The organism is Actinospica acidithermotolerans (genome assembly GCF_018139625.1).
In the GTDB taxonomy this organism is placed as follows: Bacteria; Actinomycetota; Actinomycetes; order Streptomycetales; family Catenulisporaceae; genus Actinospica; species Actinospica acidithermotolerans.
On record NZ_JAGSOH010000053.1, the window covers coordinates 12,205 to 32,922 of the forward strand.

Genomic DNA, 20,718 nt, shown 5'->3' on the forward strand with positions numbered 1-20,718 from the left:
AGCCTCGGGCTGGACGACGACGATGCCGATGACGACGATCGAGAAGCGGGTGGAATGGCGTCGCGCCATCCCGGCCCGGCGTGTCATCATCGCCGGATGAGCGAGACGGAGGCGTGGACGACGCCGGAGCAGATCGCGGCGAAGACCACCGAGTTCGAGGCGGCGGCGAGCGCCGCGTTCGGCTATGTCCGCCCAATCGCGGGATCTGCCACGACGATGTCGACGGGTCGGTTGTCGTGGACCGGGTCAACGTCCCGGTGCGGCTGCTGCCGGCCGCCGCGATGGCGCTGGTGCTGGGTGAGCGGTGGGCGCCGAACTGCGCGGTGCGGGTCAGCGCTGTGGAGCTCGATCAGGCGCGGACGATCGCAGGGCCAGCCGAGGCGTGCACCGAGATGCCGCACCCGAACCTCATCGCGTGGCGCTATCTACGCGAAGAGATCGGCGACCACGGGACCGCCGTCGCTGTCTACCTCGAGTGCATCGACATGACGGATATCGGCGACGCGTACATCGACGCCGTTCTCGGCGAGATTCACCGAGGACGGATCGAGAGCGCGGATGGGACGACGACGCTGTGGCGCCCGGTCGGCCCGGCCGAACTCGATCTCCTGCGTACTTCAGGGATGACGGCGTGGTCGCCGCGCCTGCCCGACCAGCCCATCTTCTACCCGGTCTTGAACCAGGACTACGCCGAGCACATCGCTCGCGAGTGGAACGTCGCCGCGTCCGGCTCCGGCTACGTCACCCGATTCAATGTGCTGACCTCGTTCGCCCGCCGCTACCCGACGCAGCAGGCCGGTGGTGCCGGGCATCTGGAGCTGTGGATCCCGGCCGAGGACGTCGACGAGCTAAACCGCAGCATCGTCGGCCCGATCGAGATCGTCGGCGAGCACCGTGGGCTATGAACTACGGGCCCTGGTAGCCGCCGACACCGTTCTGGACTCGGTGTCCGGCCTGCCCCCGGGCGCGGTCGTCCGTCTCGCGCAAGGACTGAGCCTGCTCGCGCTCACCATCGAACTGCAGGACCGTCTCGACGAATCCGGGCCGCGCACACCGGAGCAGCGTGCCGCGGCCTGGTCGGCGGCCGGCCCGGTGGCGATGGTGTTCGCCGATTACTTCGGCGGTGTCGGCGAGCAATCGGCAACTGTCTGGGACAGCGGCCGTCTCGTCCTCGGTCCGCTCACGGTCGGGGACCGCGAGCCGTTCCCCGCCGACGGCAGCCCGATTTCGCGGGCGCTGCGGCTCCTTGGCGCGCAGGCGGATGGCGGTCGGGACGAGTTCGACACAGTCGGCCTGGCACGCCACCGCAACACCGAGGACTGGCCACAGCCTCCGCGGCCGATCCCGGACGAGCACATCGTCCACGCGGCGGCGATCCGTGCAGAGGAGATCGCGGTCGGCTACGTCGACGGTTGGCTCACCGGCGAGGCCGCTCGCCGTCTGGCATGGTGGCGTGCCTGCGACCTGGCTGATCCCACGAGCACGATCGGCGGGCTCGCGGCGCTGCGCGACGACGTCGACGCCTTCGACCGGATGTGCCACGACCTGGCCGCCCCCGTCGGCGGCGGCGAACGGAACGCGATCTGGCACTACCTCGATCTCGATCACCGCAAGGCTCATCTATCCCGCGAGGTTCGTGACTCGATCGCGGTGATCCGCGACGGCCGGCAGCGGTTCCTGATCGACCGGGCGGTCTCAGGCGAGGGTATGAACTGGTCTTCGCACAGCGCACTGCTGGGCACCGACCGCCCCGAGGAGATTGACGCCGCGCTCGACCGCGCCGATCCGCTGGCCGGCGTCGCGCTGATCGGACTGGCAATGACCCACCCGGATCCGGGGCAGATCCTGCCGCGCATCGCCCGCGCCTACGCGATCGGCGGCGACCAAATGACGCAACAGGCGACTGTCGCTACCGCCCACGTCGCCCGGCTGCACCTCACCACCAGCCCCGAAGTCCTGGCCCATGTCCGCAGCAGACGCCGCGGCAACGAAGCGGACATGGACCTGTGGTCGTTCGTCCCGCGTCGCCGCTTGCCGTGGTGGCTGTGGCGGTACGAGCTTCCCCACGTCCTCGGCGCCCGGCTGCACGGGTGGTGGCTTGTGCTCACGCGCCGCGCCGGATGACGAGAGTTCCTCAGTCCCACCAGAAGAACTAGGTGTGGCTGAACACCTGCGGTTCGGCGAGCGCCGTTGTGGTGCCGGTGCCCTGGTCGACGATGTCGGGGCAGTACCCGGTCTGCTCCTCGGCGACTTTCGCGACCAGGGCCGGCGCGGTGGGCGGTTCGGGGACGTTAAGCTCGATGACGTCGTGGCCGAGGGTCAGCAGTTCGGCGCCGAACCGAGCGCGCCAGTGCTCGAGGACGGCTTCGTGCTGGGCACCGGTGATGTCGTAGTTGCAGGCGCCGCCCCATTCCATCCTGCGCAGGATGTCCAGGCCGCCGGGGCCGGCCGGGCACAGGCCGATGACCGTGGTGTCAGCGGCCCAGGATCCGCCCGGTGGAGGCTCGTTCGGCAGGTCGAGTTCGCCGCAGCGGTGCGCAGCTGTCATCTCGTCGCGGTCGTCGTCGGTGAGGAACAGGTCGCCGTTCTCGTCTCTCTCGCCGCCGCCCTGCTCGCAGTCCGCCTTCAGGTCGGCCAGCAGATCGACGACGTCGCCGCGCCAGGGATCGTCGATTGTGACGACGTAACGGCCGTCCAGGTGTCGCCACACGGTCGGGTCACGGTCCCGATCAGCCTGGTTCGGGTCGGTGAGGAACGGCCACAACCCGGTCTCGCCGTGCAGCGCCTTCAACGCATTCCACACGTCGCGCGCCGACCCGGCTGGCACGTCGACGGCAAGGATTTCCGCACCGTCGACGAGAGCGCCCATCGTGCGGGACGTGCCCAGCAGCGCTTGTGCTTCGCACTTGTTCATGCAGCGGCGAGGATGTCGCGCAGCCGCCGGGTCGAGGCCAGCCAGGGGCCGTCTCCGGTCTCGTCGCCCTCCAGCCACAGTTGCCTGATCTCGCTGTCCTCGCCGAGGATCCGTTCGACGTAGGCGTCCGAGGCGAACTCCTGGCCGCCGGGCAGTTCGCGGGCCGCGATCGCCGACGCGGCCAGCGCCTCCACCCCGAAGTCGCTGTCGAGATAGGCGTCGCAGGCGATGACCGCATCGAGCGCGCGGCGCAGCAGCGGGATCCGCTCGTGCTCGGCCGCGTCGTCCAGGTCGTTGGCGAAGTCGGCGGCCGTGTCGTTGTCGAACGGCCCGATATCCCAGGCGCCCATGAGCATCCCCATCCCTTGTTGATCGTCGCGAGGACCGTATCCGACGCCGCCGACAATCCCCGTCGCCGCCTGTCGGCGCGGGCCGCTACGGTCGTCGTCATGGTGGGGATCGACTACATGTGCGGGGACGCGACGGCGCCCAACGGCAAGGGCGTCAAGGTGATCGCGCACGTCTGCAACGACCGCGGCGGCTGGGGCAAGGGCTTCGTCCTCGCGCTGTCTAAGCGCTGGCCGCAGCCCGAAGCCGAGTACCGAGCCTGGCATCGCGACCGGGCGCGCAACGACTTCGGACTCGGCGCGCTGCAGATGGTCCAGGTCGATGGACTGCTGTGGGTGGCGAACCTGATCGGCCAGCACGGCACCCGGACCAGCCGCTCCAGCGGCGTCCCAGTCCGGTACGAGGCAATCGGCCAGGCGCTGGCGAAACTCGTGCCCCGCGCCCTCGCGTTGGGCGCCTCGGTCCACATGCCGCGCATCGGCTGCTGCCTGGCCGGCGGGCGTTGGGAGCGCGTCGAGCCGCTGATCGAGGCGACGCTCGTCTCCGCCGGGATACCCGTCACCGTCTATGACCGTGACTGAATCAGTACCCTCATTCCGAAGGATGCGCTGGCCGGGCTGGACGGCATCGATTGGACGCGGCTGCACCACGCCTACGGGCGCATCAGCGATGTCGCCGGGCTACCGAGCTGCCGTAGCCCCCGCGAGTGCCCACGCAGTCTCGTTGAACCGGGGCGAGATCACGAGGACGGGCTTGGTGGCGGTCATGACGACCATCGTGGCCGTGACCGTGGGTGCAGCGCGAGCGAGGTCCTGCAGGTCACGCCGTGATGCCATGCGGCGGCACGCGCGCGAGCAGGACTCTGTACACGTCGCCGCGCTGATCGACGGACACCTGCACCGTCGAGCCCGGCCTCCAGAACTGGCGCAGTTCCGGGTCCTCCGCCCTGGCCTCGACCAGTGCGACGCCGTCGGTCGCAAGGAGTGCCTCGAGGTCCGTGAAGGAGATGCGAGGCCGCAGCGGGCCGTAGGCGGCGATCAGGGCAGGGCTCTGGTCGGCGACTGTGAGCCAGTGGCGGTGACACTCGATGGTGATGTAGCAGCATGTCCAGTCCGGTGAGCCCTTGAGCCGGTCCCACCAGATCTCGACACCGCCGAAATCGCGTCCGAGCCGCCGTCGGAGCCGGTTCTCGGCATAGCAGTCGCCCAGACGCGCGGCCGCATCGTCAGGGCTGCACGAGCAGTCCAGGCCGAGCAGTGCACCGCCGGCGATCACCTCGGCGAGGACCGTGGCGCTCATCGCAGCGTCGCGATCGCGACCGCGGTCCAGAATGCCGGCTCGGGTGCCTGGTCATCCGGCCGGTCGCCGATCCACCGCCGCACGGCTTCGGCATGCTCGAACGACGCGAACAGCCCGTTGCCGCCGATGCGAACGCCGAGGTCGGCAAGCGCGGCGGCCTCGTAGCTGTGACACAGCCATGAGTGCACGGCGCTGAGCCACGATTCGATGCCGATCACGTCGTATCCGAGGATCTCGATGGTGCCCTGCGTCGGCTGGGACCACGGGAACCACGCGGCGGCCGACGGTGCGAGCGCAGCGTGCTGCTCGACCAGCTCGGCGCGGTCATCATCGGTCATCAACACCGCGTATTCGACGGTGGCCTTCGGTGGATCGTTCAGGCGCTCCCGATGCCAGGGACGGAAGTCCTCCTCAGTGAGGACCGGGTCCGTCAAGCAGCCGCTGATCGTGACGAACCGCTCGGGGACCAGCTCAGTGTCCTGCCACGGCTGCCGCACGGCGCCCGGCGCGTAGACGTAGCCGACCACGCCCCACCCGCTGCCGGGCGCGACGGCGTTCACTGGCCGCTCGGGTGGTTGCTCAGCCAGTCGGCGAACCGGGACATCAAGTGCGCACGCTGGCCCAGGGTCGCGGCGATGACGTCGCCGCCGCCGTCGTACGGGTGGTAAAGCCACGCAAGATCCCTCGGCGCGGTAACTGCACCGCCGTACCGGCCATCGGCGATCTGGCGTAGCAGCGGATCGAGTGCGCCGAGGTCGTCGCTGCGGATGGCCCCGGCCCAGACGATCGCCGGGCTGCCGCCTGCGTCGTCTTCGGGTACGAACAACCGCCACAGTCCAGCCCCGGGCAGCAGTGCGAAGTCCAGCGGCCAGTGCGGCCATGTCACGACCGTGACGACGAGGTCGCCGCCACGATCGCCGAGCAGGGCAGTGAGTAGCGCGTGGTGACGGTCGAGGACGGACTGCATCTCGGCCTCACCTTCCGGATACCGTTTGGACCCCGGCAGGCTGTGAAACCGCACCCAGCGCTCGGGAACCTTCTGACGGAGCCGCCAGCCGATCGGCTCGACTCCCGGCCAAACCCGGTCCCAGCGCGCAAAGCCTGGACGGTTCACCGAACGCGGGCACCGGCCGACCGAGGACGAGCGCCGTCGGACATCCTGTCGGGCTTGTCGCCCTCACGTCGGGTCGCCGCGGTCGGCGATGACGCCGACGTCATCAGGCCAGGTGCCGTGGTCGATCAGGTGCGCGACGGCGCGTCCGGCGGTGTCCAGCGGGACGGTGTCGCGGTCGGCGTAGGTGTCGGACTGACCGTTGGCCAGGATGTAGCCGCAGGACTCGCCTTCGGCGCCGAAGGCCGCGAGGTGTTCGCCGGGGTCGTCGTCGCCGTTCACCAGGATCACCATCGCGCGGGCACCGTTGGTGACGACGCCGAGCCGACGGCCGTCGTCGGCAGCGAACCACGTTTCGGCGGTTGCCCAGGCAAACCGGGAACCGATCAGGCGGCGCGCCTGCTCGCCGTCGTACCCGACGCCCGCGTCATCGGCGTCGCTCAGGCGCCAGCCCGTCCCGGTGTTCGTCACGAGCCGATCCCAGCCCAGGTCGGCAGGGGCTCGCAGCGGGTCTGCCATTCGGTGGGGATGTCTTCGACACCGAGACGGGTGGTGACGATCCCGCCGACGATGGCGCAGTTGGTGTCGATGTCACCGCCGACGATCGCGGTATCCCAGAATGCTGCGACATAGTCGTCCAGGTGCTTCGATGCGACCCAGAGACAGAAGGGGACGGTGTCGGGCGCGGAGATCTCCCGGCCATTACCGAGTGACGCGGCCGCTGAGCGTGGGTCGTCCAGGTGGATCAGGCGGATGGCGTTCTCGATCCCGTCCCGGACCAGGCCCGGCGGTGCCACGTCGGCGACCAGCCGCAGGAACTCCGCCTCGTGTACCGACGGCACAGACGCGGCGAGCGCGGCTGCCGCGGCGACGGCGATCGCCCCGGCCACGCCCTCCGGATGCGTGTGTGTCACCTCGGCCGACAGCTTCGCCTCGGCCACGGTACGCTCCACATCGTCGGCGAACCATGCTCCCAGTGGGGCCACGCGCATCGCGGCGCCGTTGCCCCACGAGCCGCGTCCGTCCCACGATTCGGCGGCCAGTTGTCGCCAGTCACCGCCTTCCTGGCGGATCAGCCGCAGCATCCGGTTCACACCCGGGCCGTAGCCACGGTCGAAATCGTGATGCTTCGCGAACGAGGCGGCCAGCGCGTCCTGGTCGATCCGGTCGTGCCGGTCGATGACCGCGAACACGGAGCAGGCCATCTCGGCGTCGTCGGTCCAGTACCACGGGTCCGGCGGCAAGCGCCGCTCGCGCAGCGCAGGCACGTTGTCGGGTACGAAGAAGCAGGAGCCGATCGCGTCACCCACGGCCAGGCCGCGCAGCGACGCGGCGGCACGGGCACGGCGGTCGGCGATCATGCCGCTTATCCTCCCAAGTGAAGCTGGCGTCACGCTACCGGAATACAAGGCGATGACGGCCTTGTCCGCCGACGTCCGAGCGTTCCTGTACCTGGAGCCGGGCGTCAATGTCTGAGATCCAGCCGAACATCGCCCGGTGCCGGCCACGGCGGGCTTGCCATGTACGGTTCTCGACCGCCATGATCCCAGACATAACGACGCGAAAGGGCTATGCCGCGTAGGCGCCCCAAGGACGTGCCCTCGGCTCGGGGCACCGCGACATCCGCTGTCCCGCGCCTGCGGTGCCGGTCAGCGATCTGGCCATCAGAGTCACGGATCCAGACCCGGACTACTGGTTCGACAACCAGGTGGTCATCGAGATCGATGGTGTTCCGTTCCTGGACAAAGATCTCGAGCACATTCACACGGTGGCGACCCCGAGGTACTCCTCGGCCCGGCCGGTTTCCTGCTGCCCGGCGACGAACCACGCGAAGCACCTCTCGGCACGCCCAACTGGTGCGTCGCCGAATGCTGCGGCGTGTCGGCCAGCACCAACGACCTCGCCACCCCCACGCAATAAAACCAAATCAATCGTCTAGCGGCGTGCATTCCAAGATCGGCCTTGTCTCGGCACGTGACCGGCCCCTCATTCGCTGTCGTGGGAGTGGGGCCGGGGATGCATGCGGGCTTGGAGCCAGTCCTCGAGGGTACGGCGTGCGCGTGCCGTGATCGCTGCCTCGGGCAGCATGCTGTCGAACGCGTGCGGGCCGTCGGCGAACACGTGCAGGTCGGTCGGCACGCCGGCGGCGATCAGTCTGCGGGCGTACTCGAGGTCTTCATCGAGCAGGCCGTCGAGGTTGCCGACGGAGACGAAAGCGGGCGGCAGGCCGGTCAGGTCGCGGGCCCGTGCCGGGACCGCGTAGCCGGGAACGTCAGGGGCGGATCGGTATGGGCCGAGGTATGAGTGCCAGCCGTACTGGTTGGTCGCGGGGCCCCAGAGCGGGGCGCCGGCCCGGCTCGATTCGGCCGGCAGCCGATCGTCGAGCATCGGGTAGTTCAGCACTTGGAAGCTGATCGGGATCTCGCCCCGGTCGCGGGCGAGCAGGGTCAGGCCTGCGGCGAGTCCGCCACCCGCGCTGCCGCCGATGACTCCGATCCGGGTGGGGTCGATGCCGAGTTCGGGTGCGTTGCGGTGGGCCCAGCGCAGCGCCGTGTAGCAGTCCTCGAGCGGGCCCGGGTAGGGCGTCTCGGGGGCTAGCCGGTAGCCGACCGAGATCCCGACGCACGCCAGCGTGGTGCACCACCGGTCGAACCGTCCGTCCTCGCCCAGGTGCGAGCCGATCACATAGCCGCCGCCGTGGATCGAGATCAGGCAGGGTCTCGGGAGCGTCGTGCCGCGTTCGCGGTGCAGGCGCACCGCGACGTCCGGGTCGCCGGGGGCGTGGCGGTTGAGGTGTTCGACGGTGCCGGTCGGCGTGCCGGACGAGCGCAGCGTGCGCCCGCGCATAGCGGCCAGGTTTGTCTCGTCGATGGTGACCTCGCCGATCTCCTCGAGTCGTTGCCGCACGTCGGCGGGCAGCGCTGCGAGGAGCAGGGCAAGGTAGTCGGCTCTCTGTGGCGCGGGTCGGGTGGTCGGGGTGGTGGGTGTCGGGCCTGATGCGGACATGGAGCGCCTCACACGGTAGGATTGCTTATATGTTTAAAGCTATCAGGGTTACCGGGAAGCGGCGAGCCGCGCCCGTACCGCCTGAGAGCGCCGCGCAGACGAAGGACGGACGGCCATGCCAGAACAGGAACACCACGACCTGGCAGCGGACGCAGGCCTGCAGGCGGACCCGGATACGGCCCGGCTCGCCGTGTCCGCCTGGGCGGCCATGTCCGAGTTCGTCCGCAGCTTCGACCCGGCCGAGGAGCTGCGCAGCACGCTCGCGCTCGGCCGCGGCTCCGGGCGGGTCAAGACACTGCTGGGGCTTGCCCGGGAGCCACTGAGCGTCGCACAGCTCGCCGCGACCGTTGGCCTAGACGCCCCCTACACGACGCTCATCGTGAACGAGCTCCAAGCGCTCGGACTCGTCTCGCGCACCAGCGACGAGCACGACCGACGACGCAGAATGGTGGCATTGACCCCGCGCGGGCAGGAAGCCGTGCAGACGGCACAGGGCATCATCGCCCGCCCGCCGGCCGCCTTGCACGCCTTACCCGCCGAAGACCTCGCACACCTGCACCGGATCCTCGAACGCCTCACCAACCTGCACCACAAGGACATCCAGCACACACCGAGCCCGCACTGAGCGCCGGACGGGGCCTCCCCCCGGGTGGTGGACACGCTGATACTGGATCTTGCAACGGGCACCGGCCCAAGACCTTGACCACTGCGGCCGGGGACCTGGATCTGCGGATCCCGAAGGTGCGGGTCGGCTCGTTCTTCCCGTCGCTGCTCGAGCGCCGCCGCCGGATCGACCGGGCCCTGTTCGCGGTCGTGATGGAGGCGTACCTGCATGGGGTCTCCACCCGCTCGGTCGACGACCTGGTGGTGGCGATGGGCGCGAACACGGGCATCTCGAAGTCCGAGGTCTCCCGGATCTGCCAGAACCTCGATACGGAGGTCGCGGCGTTCCGCGACCGGCCGCTGTCGCACATCGCCTTCCCGTACGTGTTCTTGGACGCGACCTACTGCAAGACCCGGGTCGATCACCGGATCGTCTCCCAGGCCGTGGTCATCGCCACCGGCATCTCCGCCGACGGCCGGCGCGAGGTCCTCGGCTTCCAGGTCGGTGACAGCGAGGACGCCGCCTTCTGGACCGAGTTCCTCCGGTCCCAGCGCCGCGCGGATGTCGTCGGCGTCTTCCCGAACCCCGCCGCCCTCGAACGCCTCGCCGGCGCGATCCTCGCCGAGCTTTGGGTCGAGTTGTCGGGCGTGCCTGTTCGGGTGACGCTGCCAGGGGTGCACCGGCTCTGACCGCTTGCCGGAAGCGCGGTGAGCGCCCACTGGTTGGTGTCGTCGCCGCCGAAGGCATTGACTGCTGGACCACGGTGCTACCGGTGATCGGCATGATCGAGCGTAGTTTCGCCACATGTGCGCGGCCTGCGCGTCGTCGTTCACGTTCGGGACGCCGACCTGGTTGGCCATCAGCGCGGGTTGGTAGGAGTCGCGGCCTTGGATCAGTTAGGCGTCGAACCAACCGCCGACGGCCACCGCCCCGGCCACGGCCGCGAACATCGCCGCGACGGCCGGGGTGGTGCGGGCCGTGTTCCGTGCACTGTCGCGCAGCGCGAGGCGGGGACCGCGCGGCAGGAGCAGAATGCTGTCATGCAGGGTGAGTGGACGGGCGAACGGGCTGGTCCGGACATGTTGGGGAGTGCGGTGTGACCCGCAGTGGAAGGCCGCTTGCGGGCTGGGGCTGTACGACAACGCGTTCGACTCCTCGTTGCAGGCCTACTTCCTCCGGCGCCTGGCGCGCTCGAGCGACCCGCAGCGGATCTTCACCGCGGTACGCGCCGTGGTTGCCGAGACCAGGGTCCTGAGGAGCAAGGTGCGCCGGGCTCTGGATTCTCGGGCGGTCATGTCCATACCGCGGAATGCGATCGTGATTCTGCCCGCGTCTGCCGCGTGCGCGACGGCCCCGTGGGAACTGATCAACGCCTCGCTCAACAACAGTGCGGCGCGTGCGGTTGAGAGCCTCACGACCATTGATCATCCGCAATTATGCGCATTGCGCCGCCATTGACATGGCCTATCGATCATCGCGCGCGGAGTCCTTGACGGACACGACGCACCCGCTGCACACTGGTGTACAGTGATGCACGCCGGTGTGCAACGGAGAAGCGGGGTGCGCTTCGAAGCTCCGAGGTCGGTGGGGTCGACGCCTTCTTCTCCGCCGAATCCGAGACAAGGAAAGATCATGGCCCGTCTGCCCGAACCCGACCGCTCGACCTTCCCGCAGGACCTTCAGGACTTCCTCGCGACGATCCCGGAGCACAAGAACTTCACCATGATGTCGTATTCGATATCAACGATCGAGCAATATATCCGCCAGGGCGTGGCTCAGTACACCGGGCTCGAGCTTCCGGCGCGGACCCGCGAGCTGGTCATCTTGACGACGGCGGCTGTGGCCCAGGCCGAATACGAGTTCGTCCAGCACGTTCCGATCTCCGAGTCGGCCGGAGTCGACCCGGAGATCCGCGAGGTGATCCACCGGCTCGAGTTCGACTCGCCACGGTTGTCGGCCGGAGACCGGGCGGTGGTGAACTTCGCCGCCGCGGTCGTGCGCCACCCCACCGTCTCCGACGAGGTTTTCGACGCCGTCCACGCCGTGCTGAGCAACCGCGAGACTCTCGAGGCGATGCAGGTCATCGGCTTCTACTGGTCGTTCGGCCGGGTCGCAACGGTACTGCAGGTAGAGATCGAGCCAGCGCACGGAACCGCCGTCGTCGAAGCCAGCAGGATGTTGGGCGCGGCCAGAAAGGAAATCAGCGAGTGTTGAAACTCTGGAAGGGCTGCATGGGGTTGCCGCCGCAGTGGTAGCGCGCAACGCCGTTGTGCTCAAGTATTCTGTCCGACCGCGGCCAAGAGTTCCCCGGGACCTATCTCACCATACCCGGGTTGCGGTTTAGCCGAGGCGATTTGAGCGTGCGCCGGAGATACCAACACGAGGGGCGTGCCGACGTTGACGGCACGCCTAAACCCACCTCCGAGTAAGTCCTCAACGCGATGCCGACTCTCAATCAGCAGGAATCTCCTAGTGATATATGACACAAGAAAATTCGCCCCGCGGCGCGGCGTACTCCTACATCGGATGACCCGGCGAGGGTATCTTCGCCCAGCTCAACCTTGAAAGACCCGACTGGCCCGAGCCGAGCGGGGGCGCCGGACCCAAGCCGAGTGCCGCGACTGCCTGCCCCCAGAGCGTGAGAACCTCCGCCAACTCACCCTCGGAAAATCCAGGCACACACGCGGAGAAACACGGCTTCAACAGAAAGCCCTTGAATATCACGGTGCGTTCGGGCCGCCGATCGCTGTTGCAGCATGCGCGGCATCAGCCTGCGAACTCAACCGCGGAATGTGTGCTATCGCATGGGTCACAACCTTAGTGGCGCACTTGCGCATTGAGTGTTTCTATCCGCTACAGTTATGGACGTGACCGAGATCGAATCTTTTCCGGTATACATCCCTGAACACGACCTCGAGGACCTGCAGGAGCGCCTGGACCGTGTCCGGCTTCCCGAAGCGGAGACGGTCCAGGACGGTACGCAAGGCATCGGCCTGGATCATCTGCAGAGCCTGCTGGACACCTGGCGTGCGCATGACTGGCGGTCCCTGGAAGCGCGGTGGAATGCGAGACCGCATTACCGCACCCGCCTGGACGGCCTGGACATCGCGTTCTGGCATGTACGCTCGGCCGAGCCGGGCGCCTTTCCCCTGGTACTGACGCACGGCTGGCCCGGCTCTGTCCTGGAATTCCAGAGCATCATCGGGCCGCTGACCGACCCGGTCGCGCACGGCGGCGCCGCCGAGGACGCCTTTGATGTGGTCATCCCGGCGCTGCCGGGCTTCGGCTTCAGCGAGCGGCCCCGGGAACGCGGCTGGACCCCCGGCCGCACAGCACAGGCCTGGGCGGAACTGATGACCAGGCTCGGGTACGAACGCTTCGGGGCGCACGGCGGCGACTGGGGCGCGTCCGTGAGTAGCTACCTGGCCGGCCTGGAGCCCGAGCGGGTCGCCGCGCTGCATTTGACCATGCCGTTCGCGTCCCCGCTGCCCGAAGACGTGGCGGCTGCGGACGACGCGGAGAAGCTCATGCTGGCCAAGCGTGACAGGTTCCTGAGAACCGGCCCCACCCACGCGATCGTCCAGAGCGTGTTCCCGCAGACGCTGGGCTATTCCCTGACCGACTCTCCGGCCGGGCTCGCCGCGTGGCTCGGCCAGGCGCTGGTCGACTTCTCGGACAGGCGGCCCGAGGCGGGCGGCGGCGTCAGCATGGCCCAGCAGGTGGAGAACATCGCCCTGTACTGGTTCACCCGTACCGGAGCCTCCGCAGCACGCTGGTACTGGGAGTCGGCGCGGTCGACGCCGCGCAGCGCAGAGGCGCAGAACAAGGAGACGGTGACCGTACCTACCGCCTTCACGCTGTTTCCCGGCGAGCCCTACCCGACCGCCCGGCGCTGGGCGGAACACCGCTACCGCAACATCATCAGCTGGAACGCGATGGAGTACGGCGGGCACTTCGCGGGCTGGGAAAAGCCCGGCCAGCTGGTCAGCGAACTCAGGAATGCCTTCCGTCAGGTCCGCGACCGTTAGGTTCCGAGCGATCGGGCGACGGCCTATGCACCGTCAACCGGTACCGACCTGGACCCCGAGGAGTTGAGCAAAGGCATGCAGGACGAGAAAGGACTGGAGCCGATGGAGGAGTTCGACGTCATCGTGTGCGGCGCCGGTTCCGCGGGCTCGACGGCCGCGGGATATCTGGCCGCCGACGAGGACCTGCGGGTGCTGGTCCTGGAGGCGGGGCCCGACGATGAGGACGAGCGGGTAACCGACCCTGACCGATGGCCCGAGAACCTCGGCGGCGAGCGCGACTGGGGGTACCTGACCGCGCCGGAGGCCGGGCTCGACGGGCGGCGCCTGCTGTATTCAATGGGCAAAGGCCTCGGCGGCGGTTCGAGCATCAACGTCGGAGTCTGGTCGCGCGGCCACCGGCGCGACTGGGAGGATCTGGCTGCCCAGTGCGCGGACCCGCGATGGTCATACGAGTCGACGCTGGAGATCTACCGCGAGATCGAGACCTGGCGCGGCAAGCCCGACCCGGCCCGGCGCGGCACGGCCGGCCCCATGCACATCCAGCCGGCTCAGCCGCTGGATCCCTTCTTCGACGCGATGCTCGACGGAGCAGAAGCGGCGGGCCTCGAACGTTACGACAGTCCCAACGGGGAGCTCGCCGAACGAGGCACCGGCTGCGCCGTGCGCGACGAGATCGTCGAGAACGGCGTCCGGCGCTCACCGTACCGCGCGCTGCTCGCCCCACGGCGCCGACAGCGACATCTGACGGTGCGGACGGGGACGCACGTCACCCGCGTGCTGTTCGAGGGCCGACGCGCGATCGGCGTCGAGGCCGTCGCGGACGGACGCCTCGTGCGGTTCCGGGCCGAACGGGAGGTCGTGCTCAGCCTCGGGACGGTCCAGACGCCGAAGGTCCTCATGCACTCCGGTCTCGGTCCGGCTCGGCACCTCGAACCTCTGGGCATCGACGTCCTCGAAAACCTTCCCGGGGTCGGCGCCAACCTGGACGACCATCTGCTCATCGGATGCGTCTTCGAGGCCGGTGAGCGGGAACTGCCCCCGCCTGCGCGCGCGCAGGCGGTGTGCTTCTGGGGAAGCGACGGTCGGCCCGAATCACCGAAGTTCGTCATGTACTCCGGAGGGGCGGCGTTCATGAGTCCCGAAGCCGCGGCGCGCTACGGTAGCCCGGCGTCGGCGTTCACGTTCCTGCTCGGCATGCGCCTGCGCTCCCGCGGATCGGTGCGGCTCGCCGACGCCGACCCGGCGAGCACACCGGTGATCGAGACCGGCTTTTTCACCGAACCCGAGGACCTTCACGACGCCGTCGAGGCCTACCGCTTCGCCGAGACCGTCGCCGACGCGCCGGCGATGCGGCGTTACCGCGGCGAACGCGCAATCCCGGGACCGGCGTCGGACGCGGATGTCGCCGCGTACCTCCGCACGGCCGCTTCAACGTTCTGGCACCAGTGCGGCACGGCCAGGATCGGCGCCGCGGACGACGCGGACGCCGTCGTCGACCACGAACTGCGAGTCCGGGGCACGCAGAACCTGCGTATCGCGGACGCGTCGGTCCTGCCTCGCGTCACCTCGGGAAACACCATGGCTCCGTCCGTGGTGGTCGGCTACAGGGCGGCCGCACTGATCAGCGGTCGAGCGACCGCCCCGCTCGCCGCGGACCGATGAGAATACGCGGTCACCCGATCAGTCGGCGTCACCTTCGTTCGCTTTATCCCGGGCGGCGGCCGTCCGGCACTGCTGGGTTCCGCCGAGCCGCGCGAGATCTGACCTCCCTGCCGCGCACTGTTCTGACAGGTTGACGGCTGGCTCCGCCCAGTCATCCGGATGGGTGGCTGGGCGGGCCATGCGGCCGGGGGCGACGCTCGCGCCGCGACGCCGGGTCGGGAATCACGCGCGCATCGATCGTTTGACCAGGAGGCCGACAATGACGGGAGAGCGCGATGGAGACGCCTACGCCGATGAATGTCAGGGCACTACCGAGCCCGCTCGCCGCGCCGCCGAGGCCGTAGGCGCCGAACGCGATCGCGGGGGCCCACACCAACGCGCCGGCGGCGTTCGCCACGACGAATCCGGGCCGCCTCATCGCGACCATCCCGGCGATGAACGCGGCATACGTGCGCAGGCCGGATATGAACCTCGAGTAGAAGACGACCGTGCCGCCGTGGCGGTCGAACAGGTATCGGCCGACCTTGAGCCTGCGCGGTGTCAATCCGACGTGGCGTCCGTAGCGTCGCGGACGGGACCGACGAAGCCAAAACGCAAGTCCAGCACGTGCTGACCGTCGTCGGCACCGACCTTGTCCGTCTGTTCACTAACGATCGGCCCGAACGAGCATCCCCGGCCCACGCGACGCATCAGCCGCCTACAACGCCGCTGTCAGCTGCTCGACAGGTGGCAGGCGAAGGTCGCTAACAGCACCCCGACGCTCCGACGGAGCCGCAGACCACGCAGCCCCTCAGCGCAAAGGCAGGCTCTCTATGGTGAAAGTGGGGCTGGTGAGCGGGGAGCCGTATAGATACGTGTCCATCTGGGAGTTGGTCACCAGCAACCGGTCTCCGCTTATCGCGACGCCGGTGGTGGTGTCCGCGCCGGGGTAGGTGCGCTCGGCCGTAAGGCTTGCACGCGTGTCGCCGTCGGAGAGCCGCACGGTGTCGACCTCGTTGTTCACGGAGCGGGCGATATACAGGATTCGACCTTGCCGCGCGATGCCGTCGGCGCTCGGCAGAGCCGGCGCGTCGATCTTCTCAACGGCACCGGTGTCGAGCGTGAGCCGGTAGAGAGCGCCCGTGTACCAGTAGCCGATGATCAAAGACCTGCCGTCAGGGGCGGTGACGATGCCGTTGCCGTTGGACTGGCCGGCCACGTAGTCCGGTAGGTGATAGGCCACCTGGAGGGTCCGGTGGGCTCCGGTGGCGGGGGCATAGACCTCGGCGGCCGGTATGCGATAGACGACCGGGCGGAAGGAGTCGGTGATGTAGACGTCTCCGTTGGGAGCGACGGTCTCATCATTGACGAGAGTCTTCCGGCCGGTGGCGGGCACGGTGTAGGAGGCGACGAGCTTCCCGGTGTCGGTGTAGATGAAGAAGCGGCCGGTGAAGGCGCCGGCGACCAGCAGGCGGTCGCCGGCGATCTTGATCCCGGTGGCCTGGGTCCGGCCGTCTTGGCCTGCCGTCAAAAAGGTTTCGAGCGTCTTCGCTCCGACGCGTCCGCGATAGACGGAGCCGTCGTCGATGCTTCCGGTGTAGATGTACGTGCTGTCGGCCGCGACGCTTTCGGGAAAGGCGTTGGCGCCATCGACCGTGATCGCGTAGGTACCGCCGTGGGCCTGGACGGTCGCGGCGTCGGCGGGAAGCGTGAGTGCGGCGAGAGCGGCGGACGTGGTGGCGAAAGTGAACAGGGCACGCCGGAACGTGGCGTGTGCGGATGCGCTCGTGTGCATGATGATCAACCTTTGTGTTCGACGCGGGAGGAAAACGAGCTCTGTGGCGCTGACAGGAAGTGGCCATCGACTTCGAACTCGTGCTCGAGCCCGATGCCTGGTAGCTGGATCCTTGTCAGCGCACTGCGCTGGCGACCATGTCGGCCAGCGGGGTAGTGGGCCGCCCGATGAGGCGGCTCAGGTCGCCCGAGTCGGTGAAAAGTTCGCCGCGGGCGAGGCCGAGATCTGCGTCGGCGAGGACGTGCGCGAGTTCGGCGGGCAGACCCGCCGTGGTCAGCGCCTGGGTGAGTTGCTCCGCGGGCAGATCGCTGTAAGCGATCGGCTGGCCGGTGGCCGTAGAGACCGCCGCTGCGAGTTCGGCCAGCGTGAACGCCTCATCGCCGCCCAACTCGTACACTTCGCCGGCGTGCCCATCCGTGGTCAGTACTGCCGCGGCGGCCTCGGCGTAATCGGCGCGGGAGGCGGCACTGACCCTGCCCTCGCCGGCGGCTCCGATGAAGGCGCCGTGCTGTAGGACCACGGGGAGTTGGCTCGTGTAGTTCTCCAGGTACCAACTGTTCCGCAGCAACGCGCAGGGGATCTCGCATTCACGCAGGTAGGCCTCGGTGGCGCGATGGGTGGCGGCGAGGATCGTGGTCGCCGTGTCGGCGCGCGTCATGCTCGTGTACGCGATGAGGGAAACACCCGCGGCCCGCGCTGCGTCGATGGCCCGCCGGTGGTTGCCGAGCCGTTCTTCGACCGGGAACGAGGCCGAGATCAGCAGCAACTTGTCGGCTCCCTCAAAGGCCGCCCCAAGGCTCCCCGGATCGGCAAAATCGGCCCTGCGCACGACGACGCCGCGCTCGGCCAGGTCTTTGATCCCATCGGTATCCCGGCCCGTCGCGACGATCTCGGCGGGCGGCACTCCGCGCCGCAGGAGCGCCTCGACGGCAAGCCTGCCCAGCTGGCCGGTTGCCCCTGTGACGACGATGGACATGAGGATCTCCTCTCCGCCGCGGGCGTCGCGGCGTGACAAGTAGGTGCGAGACAGGTACGTGCAGGCGGCTGAGGTCTTCCCCGGCACCCACCACAATCGGACCGTAGTCCGCTTGTGGACAGATTTGTAGCACGGAATCGGACCGAGGTCCACTTAGCCTCCCGAAAACGCTATGCTGGCCCCATGACCGCGTCGTCCCCGCCGCCCGACCCCGTCGCGCCGAGCCGCGCGGCGCAGGCCGCGGCACTCCAACTGCTGGGCCAAGCTCCGCCAAGCGAGCGCGCCGACGCGGCACGCAACCGGGCCAGACTGCTCCAGGCCGCCGCCACCCTGATCCAAGAGCAGGGCGCCGAGCACTTGACGATGGACGCGGTCGCGGCGGCTGCGGGCGTGGGCAAGGGCACCGTGTTCCGACGCTTCGGCGACCGGTCCGGCCTGCTGTTCGCTCTCCTGGACGAGACGGAGCTCACCTTCCAGAACGCCTTCATGCTCGGCCCACCCCCGCTCGGCCCCGGAGCCGGACCGATCGCACGCCTGGAGGCCTTCGGCACAGCCAGGCTGCGGCACCTCCTCGACAACCTGAACCTCTATCTCGAGGCCGACCAGCAGGCCACCGCGCGCTACACGTCCCCCTCGCGCAACGTCCGGGCCCGGCACATCGCGATCCTCCTGCACGAAGCGGACGTTCGCGGTGATCTGGACCTGCTCGCCGAGACCCTGCTCGGCACGCTCGACCCCACCTTCGTCCACCACCTCCTCGCCCGCCGCGGCCACGACGCCGACCAACTCGAAGCCGGCTGGCGCGACCTCGTGGCCCGCATCACGCACCCCGCGATCACGCGGGAAGCCGCCCACGTCAGGTGATCGGGCGGACCGGGATGGCTGACAGAATCCTGCCGAACCCGCCCCCCGCCGACCACCGTCCATCAGGGATCGTGCACCGGACGCGGCGTCAGATATGCCGCGGGTGTCGGGTTCGCGCGTCGTAACGGGCTTCAAGGCCGGGGCGGACTGAAGCGCTCGGCCGTCCTCCAGGGATCCGTGCGACGATTGACGGATGGCGCTTGCGAACACGATCGACACCCTCCTGTTCGATGTCCTTGGTACCGTGGTGGACGAGGCCGGTTCGATGCGCGCCGAGGTCGCGGCCGCGCTCGCCGATGTCGGCGCCGCGGGAAGGGCCGACGAGGTGACGTCGGCCTGGTCTCGGCGCTTCGCCACCCTGGTCTCCGCGATCCGCGAGGGCGCGCCATGGCGCTCGACCGACGAACTCAACGCCGAGGCGCTCGCGTCCGCGTTGCGTGATGGACCGCGACTGCCGGAGGCCGATGTCTCTCGGCTCGCCCTGGTGGGGCATCGGTTAAGGCCCTGGCCGGACGCACGGGCCGCGCTGCGGAAACTCAGCGAGCGGTACACCGTCGTGGCACTGTCGAACGGCAACCTTTCGATGCTCGCCGACCTGTTTTCCGCAGGCGGGCTGACTTGGCACTGTGTGCTTTCCGGCGAGATGGTGCACGCCTACAAACCCGATCCGGCCGTGTACCGGCTCGCTCTTCATCGGTTGGAACTCGACCCGAGCCGCACACTCATGGTCGCCGCTCACCCGTGGGACCTGCGCGCAGCCGCGAACCTCGGACTGCGCACGGCGTACGTGCAACGCGCGGGCGAAGGCGATCCGGAGGCCTCAGACGTCTTCGACCTGGTTATGCCCGACCTCGCCGCCTTGGCCGAGGAACTGCTCCGCGGCCAGTTCGACGCAGCGCCTGCCTGGTAGACCTGCCCGGGCTGCGGCGCGCGGAGGGAATATCGCCCCTCGTCCTTGTCCTTCGGCAGCTGGTCGTAGCAGGTTGGCCGACCCGCAGAGATCGCAGGTCAGCTGGCCGTGGATGCGCTGGAGTGATGTACTCTGGCGGCGTGATCGCGAGCGGGACCGTCTTGTCGGACCAGGTGCGGATCCGTCCGCTGGGGGATTCCGATGCCGGGCCTCTTCTGGAGGCTTACGTCTCGAACCGTGAGCACCTCAGGCCATGGGATCTTGACCGGGCCGAGGACTTCTTCACCTTTGAGGTCCAGGAGAGCCGGGTTCGTAGCCAGCTGAAGCTTCAGGAGGCGGGGCGGCTGCTGCCCTGGGTGCTGGCGACCGGCGACAGGATCGTCGGAGCGGTGACACTGTCCGATATCGCATTGGGCCCAGCTCGGAGCGCGAACCTCGGCTACTGGATCGACGAGGGGCACACGGGGCAGGGCCTGGCGACCCTGGCCGTCGAGTACGTCTGCCGTATTGCCGACGAGGAGGTCGACCTCCACCGGATCGAGGCGGCCACGTCGGCGGACAACGTCGGGTCACGGCGCGTGTTGGCGAAGTCAGGGTTCACGCTCATCGGCACCGCTCACAGCTACCTGCACATCAACGGAGCATGGCGCGATCACATGATCTTCCAGCGCATTCTCAACGATCGCCTGGCGGTGTAGGACCCAGCAGCGGGCCCGAGGCCACGGCCGGTCAACGGCAGTCCTCTGGGGCCGGCAGGTCGCGGTCTTCTCGCGATCGAGGCGGCCGTGGACCGTGGAGCGGGGCACACCCAGGGCTTCTACGAGTGCTTGTACGTTCGCGGGGCTAGAGGTTGATCACGGTCACATGCCCGGTATACGACAGGGGGAGTGGCTTACCATGCAGCGTCATGCCGCTGGGCATGGCATCGCCTGCCGCTCGGCGGCCAGGACCTGTGATATTCCGGCCGCGACGTCTGGTCAGCCACGCAATCCCGAACGGCACGCCCCGCCCACGACTCTCCTGCACCCGGGCCGCTCTGATCGATCAGCTCCACGTCGGCTTCGACACGGGCGACTTCGTCACTGGATGAGTACAAGCCCTACCTGCGCCGACGACTGGCCGAAGGCTGCGGCAACGCCGCAGCGCTGCACAAGGAGATCAAAGCGCTCGGCTTCCCCGGCAGCTACGCCGCCGTACGCGACTTCGTGCGCGCACGCCGCTC

General features: G+C 68.8%; 21 protein-coding genes and 2 pseudogenes. 12 read left to right on the plus strand and 11 right to left on the minus strand.

Features of this window, described 5'->3' with window-relative positions; translation table 11 throughout:
• The first annotated feature begins 545 nt into the window (after window positions 1-545).
• Complete coding sequence (locus KDK95_RS38280) at window positions 546-905, plus strand: hypothetical protein (protein WP_372463350.1); 360 nt, start codon at window positions 546-548, stop codon at window positions 903-905.
• Between the two features lie 187 nt (window positions 906-1,092).
• Window positions 1,093-2,124, plus strand: coding sequence for a hypothetical protein (locus KDK95_RS18390; protein ID WP_212519431.1), 1,032 nt, complete (start codon window positions 1,093-1,095; stop codon window positions 2,122-2,124).
• Window positions 2,125-2,152: 28 nt separating this feature from the next.
• On the opposite strand, the gene KDK95_RS18395 is transcribed toward KDK95_RS18390, so the two are convergent.
• The gene (locus KDK95_RS18395) at window positions 2,153-2,914 is read right to left on the minus strand and encodes a DUF4253 domain-containing protein (RefSeq protein WP_212519432.1); all 762 of its coding nucleotides are present in this window, start codon (window positions 2,912-2,914) and stop codon (window positions 2,153-2,155) included.
• A complete protein-coding gene (locus KDK95_RS18400; RefSeq protein ID WP_212519433.1) occupies window positions 2,911-3,276 on the minus strand; it encodes a DUF4259 domain-containing protein in 366 nt (121 codons plus the stop codon). The genes KDK95_RS18395 and KDK95_RS18400 overlap by 4 nt, the downstream gene beginning before the upstream one ends.
• A gap of 87 nt (window positions 3,277-3,363) precedes the next feature.
• Between KDK95_RS18400 and KDK95_RS18405 the strand changes: the two genes are divergently transcribed.
• Window positions 3,364-3,843: a macro domain-containing protein gene (locus KDK95_RS18405; RefSeq protein WP_212519434.1), complete on the plus strand. Its 480-nt coding sequence runs from the start codon at window positions 3,364-3,366 to the stop codon at window positions 3,841-3,843.
• A gap of 238 nt (window positions 3,844-4,081) precedes the next feature.
• On the opposite strand, the gene KDK95_RS18410 is transcribed toward KDK95_RS18405, so the two are convergent.
• The 6 genes from KDK95_RS18410 to KDK95_RS18435 all read right to left on the minus strand — a co-directional run bounded on the left by KDK95_RS18410 (window position 4,082) and on the right by KDK95_RS18435 (window position 8,678).
• Window positions 4,082-4,561: a hypothetical protein gene (locus tag KDK95_RS18410; protein WP_212519435.1), complete on the minus strand. Its 480-nt coding sequence runs from the start codon at window positions 4,559-4,561 to the stop codon at window positions 4,082-4,084.
• A complete protein-coding gene (locus tag KDK95_RS18415; protein WP_212519436.1) occupies window positions 4,558-5,088 on the minus strand; it encodes a hypothetical protein in 531 nt (176 codons plus the stop codon). Before KDK95_RS18415 ends, KDK95_RS18410 begins: the two co-directional genes overlap by 4 nt.
• 29 nt (window positions 5,089-5,117) lie before the next feature.
• Entirely contained in the window at window positions 5,118-5,675 is a 558-nt protein-coding gene (locus KDK95_RS18420; protein WP_443612922.1) for a DUF3885 domain-containing protein, read from the minus strand.
• A gap of 63 nt (window positions 5,676-5,738) precedes the next feature.
• Window positions 5,739-6,143, minus strand: a complete 405-nt coding sequence (locus tag KDK95_RS18425) for a hypothetical protein (RefSeq protein WP_212519438.1) — start codon at window positions 6,141-6,143, stop codon at window positions 5,739-5,741.
• Entirely contained in the window at window positions 6,140-7,033 is an 894-nt protein-coding gene (locus KDK95_RS18430) for an ADP-ribosylglycohydrolase family protein (RefSeq protein WP_212519439.1), read from the minus strand. Before KDK95_RS18430 ends, KDK95_RS18425 begins: the two co-directional genes overlap by 4 nt.
• 625 nt (window positions 7,034-7,658) lie before the next feature.
• The gene (locus tag KDK95_RS18435; RefSeq protein WP_212519440.1) at window positions 7,659-8,678 is read right to left on the minus strand and encodes an alpha/beta hydrolase; all 1,020 of its coding nucleotides are present in this window, start codon (window positions 8,676-8,678) and stop codon (window positions 7,659-7,661) included.
• A 208-nt stretch (window positions 8,679-8,886) separates the two neighbouring features.
• Between KDK95_RS18435 and KDK95_RS18440 the strand changes: the two genes are divergently transcribed.
• The 6 genes and pseudogenes from KDK95_RS18440 to KDK95_RS18465 all read left to right on the plus strand — a co-directional run bounded on the left by KDK95_RS18440 (window position 8,887) and on the right by KDK95_RS18465 (window position 14,972).
• A complete protein-coding gene (locus KDK95_RS18440; protein ID WP_372463351.1) occupies window positions 8,887-9,303 on the plus strand; it encodes a MarR family winged helix-turn-helix transcriptional regulator in 417 nt (138 codons plus the stop codon).
• Window positions 9,282-9,857, plus strand: a pseudogene (locus KDK95_RS18445) (IS256 family transposase); the annotation flags it as partial. The gene KDK95_RS18440 and the pseudogene KDK95_RS18445, both read left to right, overlap by 22 nt.
• A 583-nt stretch (window positions 9,858-10,440) precedes the next feature.
• A complete protein-coding gene (locus KDK95_RS18450) occupies window positions 10,441-10,740 on the plus strand; it encodes a hypothetical protein (protein WP_212519442.1) in 300 nt (99 codons plus the stop codon).
• 174 nt (window positions 10,741-10,914) lie between these two features.
• Window positions 10,915-11,496, plus strand: coding sequence for a carboxymuconolactone decarboxylase family protein (locus KDK95_RS18455; protein ID WP_212519443.1), 582 nt, complete (start codon window positions 10,915-10,917; stop codon window positions 11,494-11,496).
• 647 nt (window positions 11,497-12,143) lie between these two features.
• Window positions 12,144-13,310: an epoxide hydrolase family protein gene (locus tag KDK95_RS18460; protein WP_249161495.1), complete on the plus strand. Its 1,167-nt coding sequence runs from the start codon at window positions 12,144-12,146 to the stop codon at window positions 13,308-13,310.
• A 75-nt stretch (window positions 13,311-13,385) separates the two neighbouring features.
• On the plus strand, window positions 13,386-14,972 hold the full coding sequence (locus KDK95_RS18465) for a GMC family oxidoreductase (RefSeq protein ID WP_212519445.1): 1,587 nt from the start codon (window positions 13,386-13,388) through the stop codon (window positions 14,970-14,972).
• A 151-nt stretch (window positions 14,973-15,123) separates the two neighbouring features.
• Here the strand turns inward: KDK95_RS18465 and KDK95_RS18470 are convergent.
• The 3 genes and pseudogenes from KDK95_RS18470 to KDK95_RS18480 form a co-directional block, all read right to left on the minus strand.
• Window positions 15,124-15,558: pseudogene (locus KDK95_RS18470) on the minus strand (DedA family protein); the annotation flags it as partial.
• A gap of 204 nt (window positions 15,559-15,762) precedes the next feature.
• On the minus strand, window positions 15,763-16,746 hold the full coding sequence (locus KDK95_RS18475) for an SMP-30/gluconolactonase/LRE family protein (protein ID WP_212519446.1): 984 nt from the start codon (window positions 16,744-16,746) through the stop codon (window positions 15,763-15,765).
• A 115-nt stretch (window positions 16,747-16,861) separates the two neighbouring features.
• Window positions 16,862-17,722, minus strand: coding sequence for an SDR family oxidoreductase (locus KDK95_RS18480; protein WP_212519447.1), 861 nt, complete (start codon window positions 17,720-17,722; stop codon window positions 16,862-16,864).
• Window positions 17,723-17,905: 183 nt separating this feature from the next.
• Between KDK95_RS18480 and KDK95_RS18485 the strand changes: the two genes are divergently transcribed.
• The 3 genes from KDK95_RS18485 to KDK95_RS18495 all read left to right on the plus strand — a co-directional run bounded on the left by KDK95_RS18485 (window position 17,906) and on the right by KDK95_RS18495 (window position 20,194).
• Entirely contained in the window at window positions 17,906-18,586 is a 681-nt protein-coding gene (locus tag KDK95_RS18485) for a TetR/AcrR family transcriptional regulator (protein ID WP_212519448.1), read from the plus strand.
• Between the two features lie 193 nt (window positions 18,587-18,779).
• Window positions 18,780-19,496, plus strand: coding sequence for a haloacid dehalogenase type II (locus KDK95_RS18490; RefSeq protein ID WP_282971454.1), 717 nt, complete (start codon window positions 18,780-18,782; stop codon window positions 19,494-19,496).
• A gap of 140 nt (window positions 19,497-19,636) precedes the next feature.
• A complete protein-coding gene (locus tag KDK95_RS18495) occupies window positions 19,637-20,194 on the plus strand; it encodes a GNAT family N-acetyltransferase (RefSeq protein WP_212519450.1) in 558 nt (185 codons plus the stop codon).
• The last annotated feature ends 524 nt before the right edge of the window (window positions 20,195-20,718 follow it).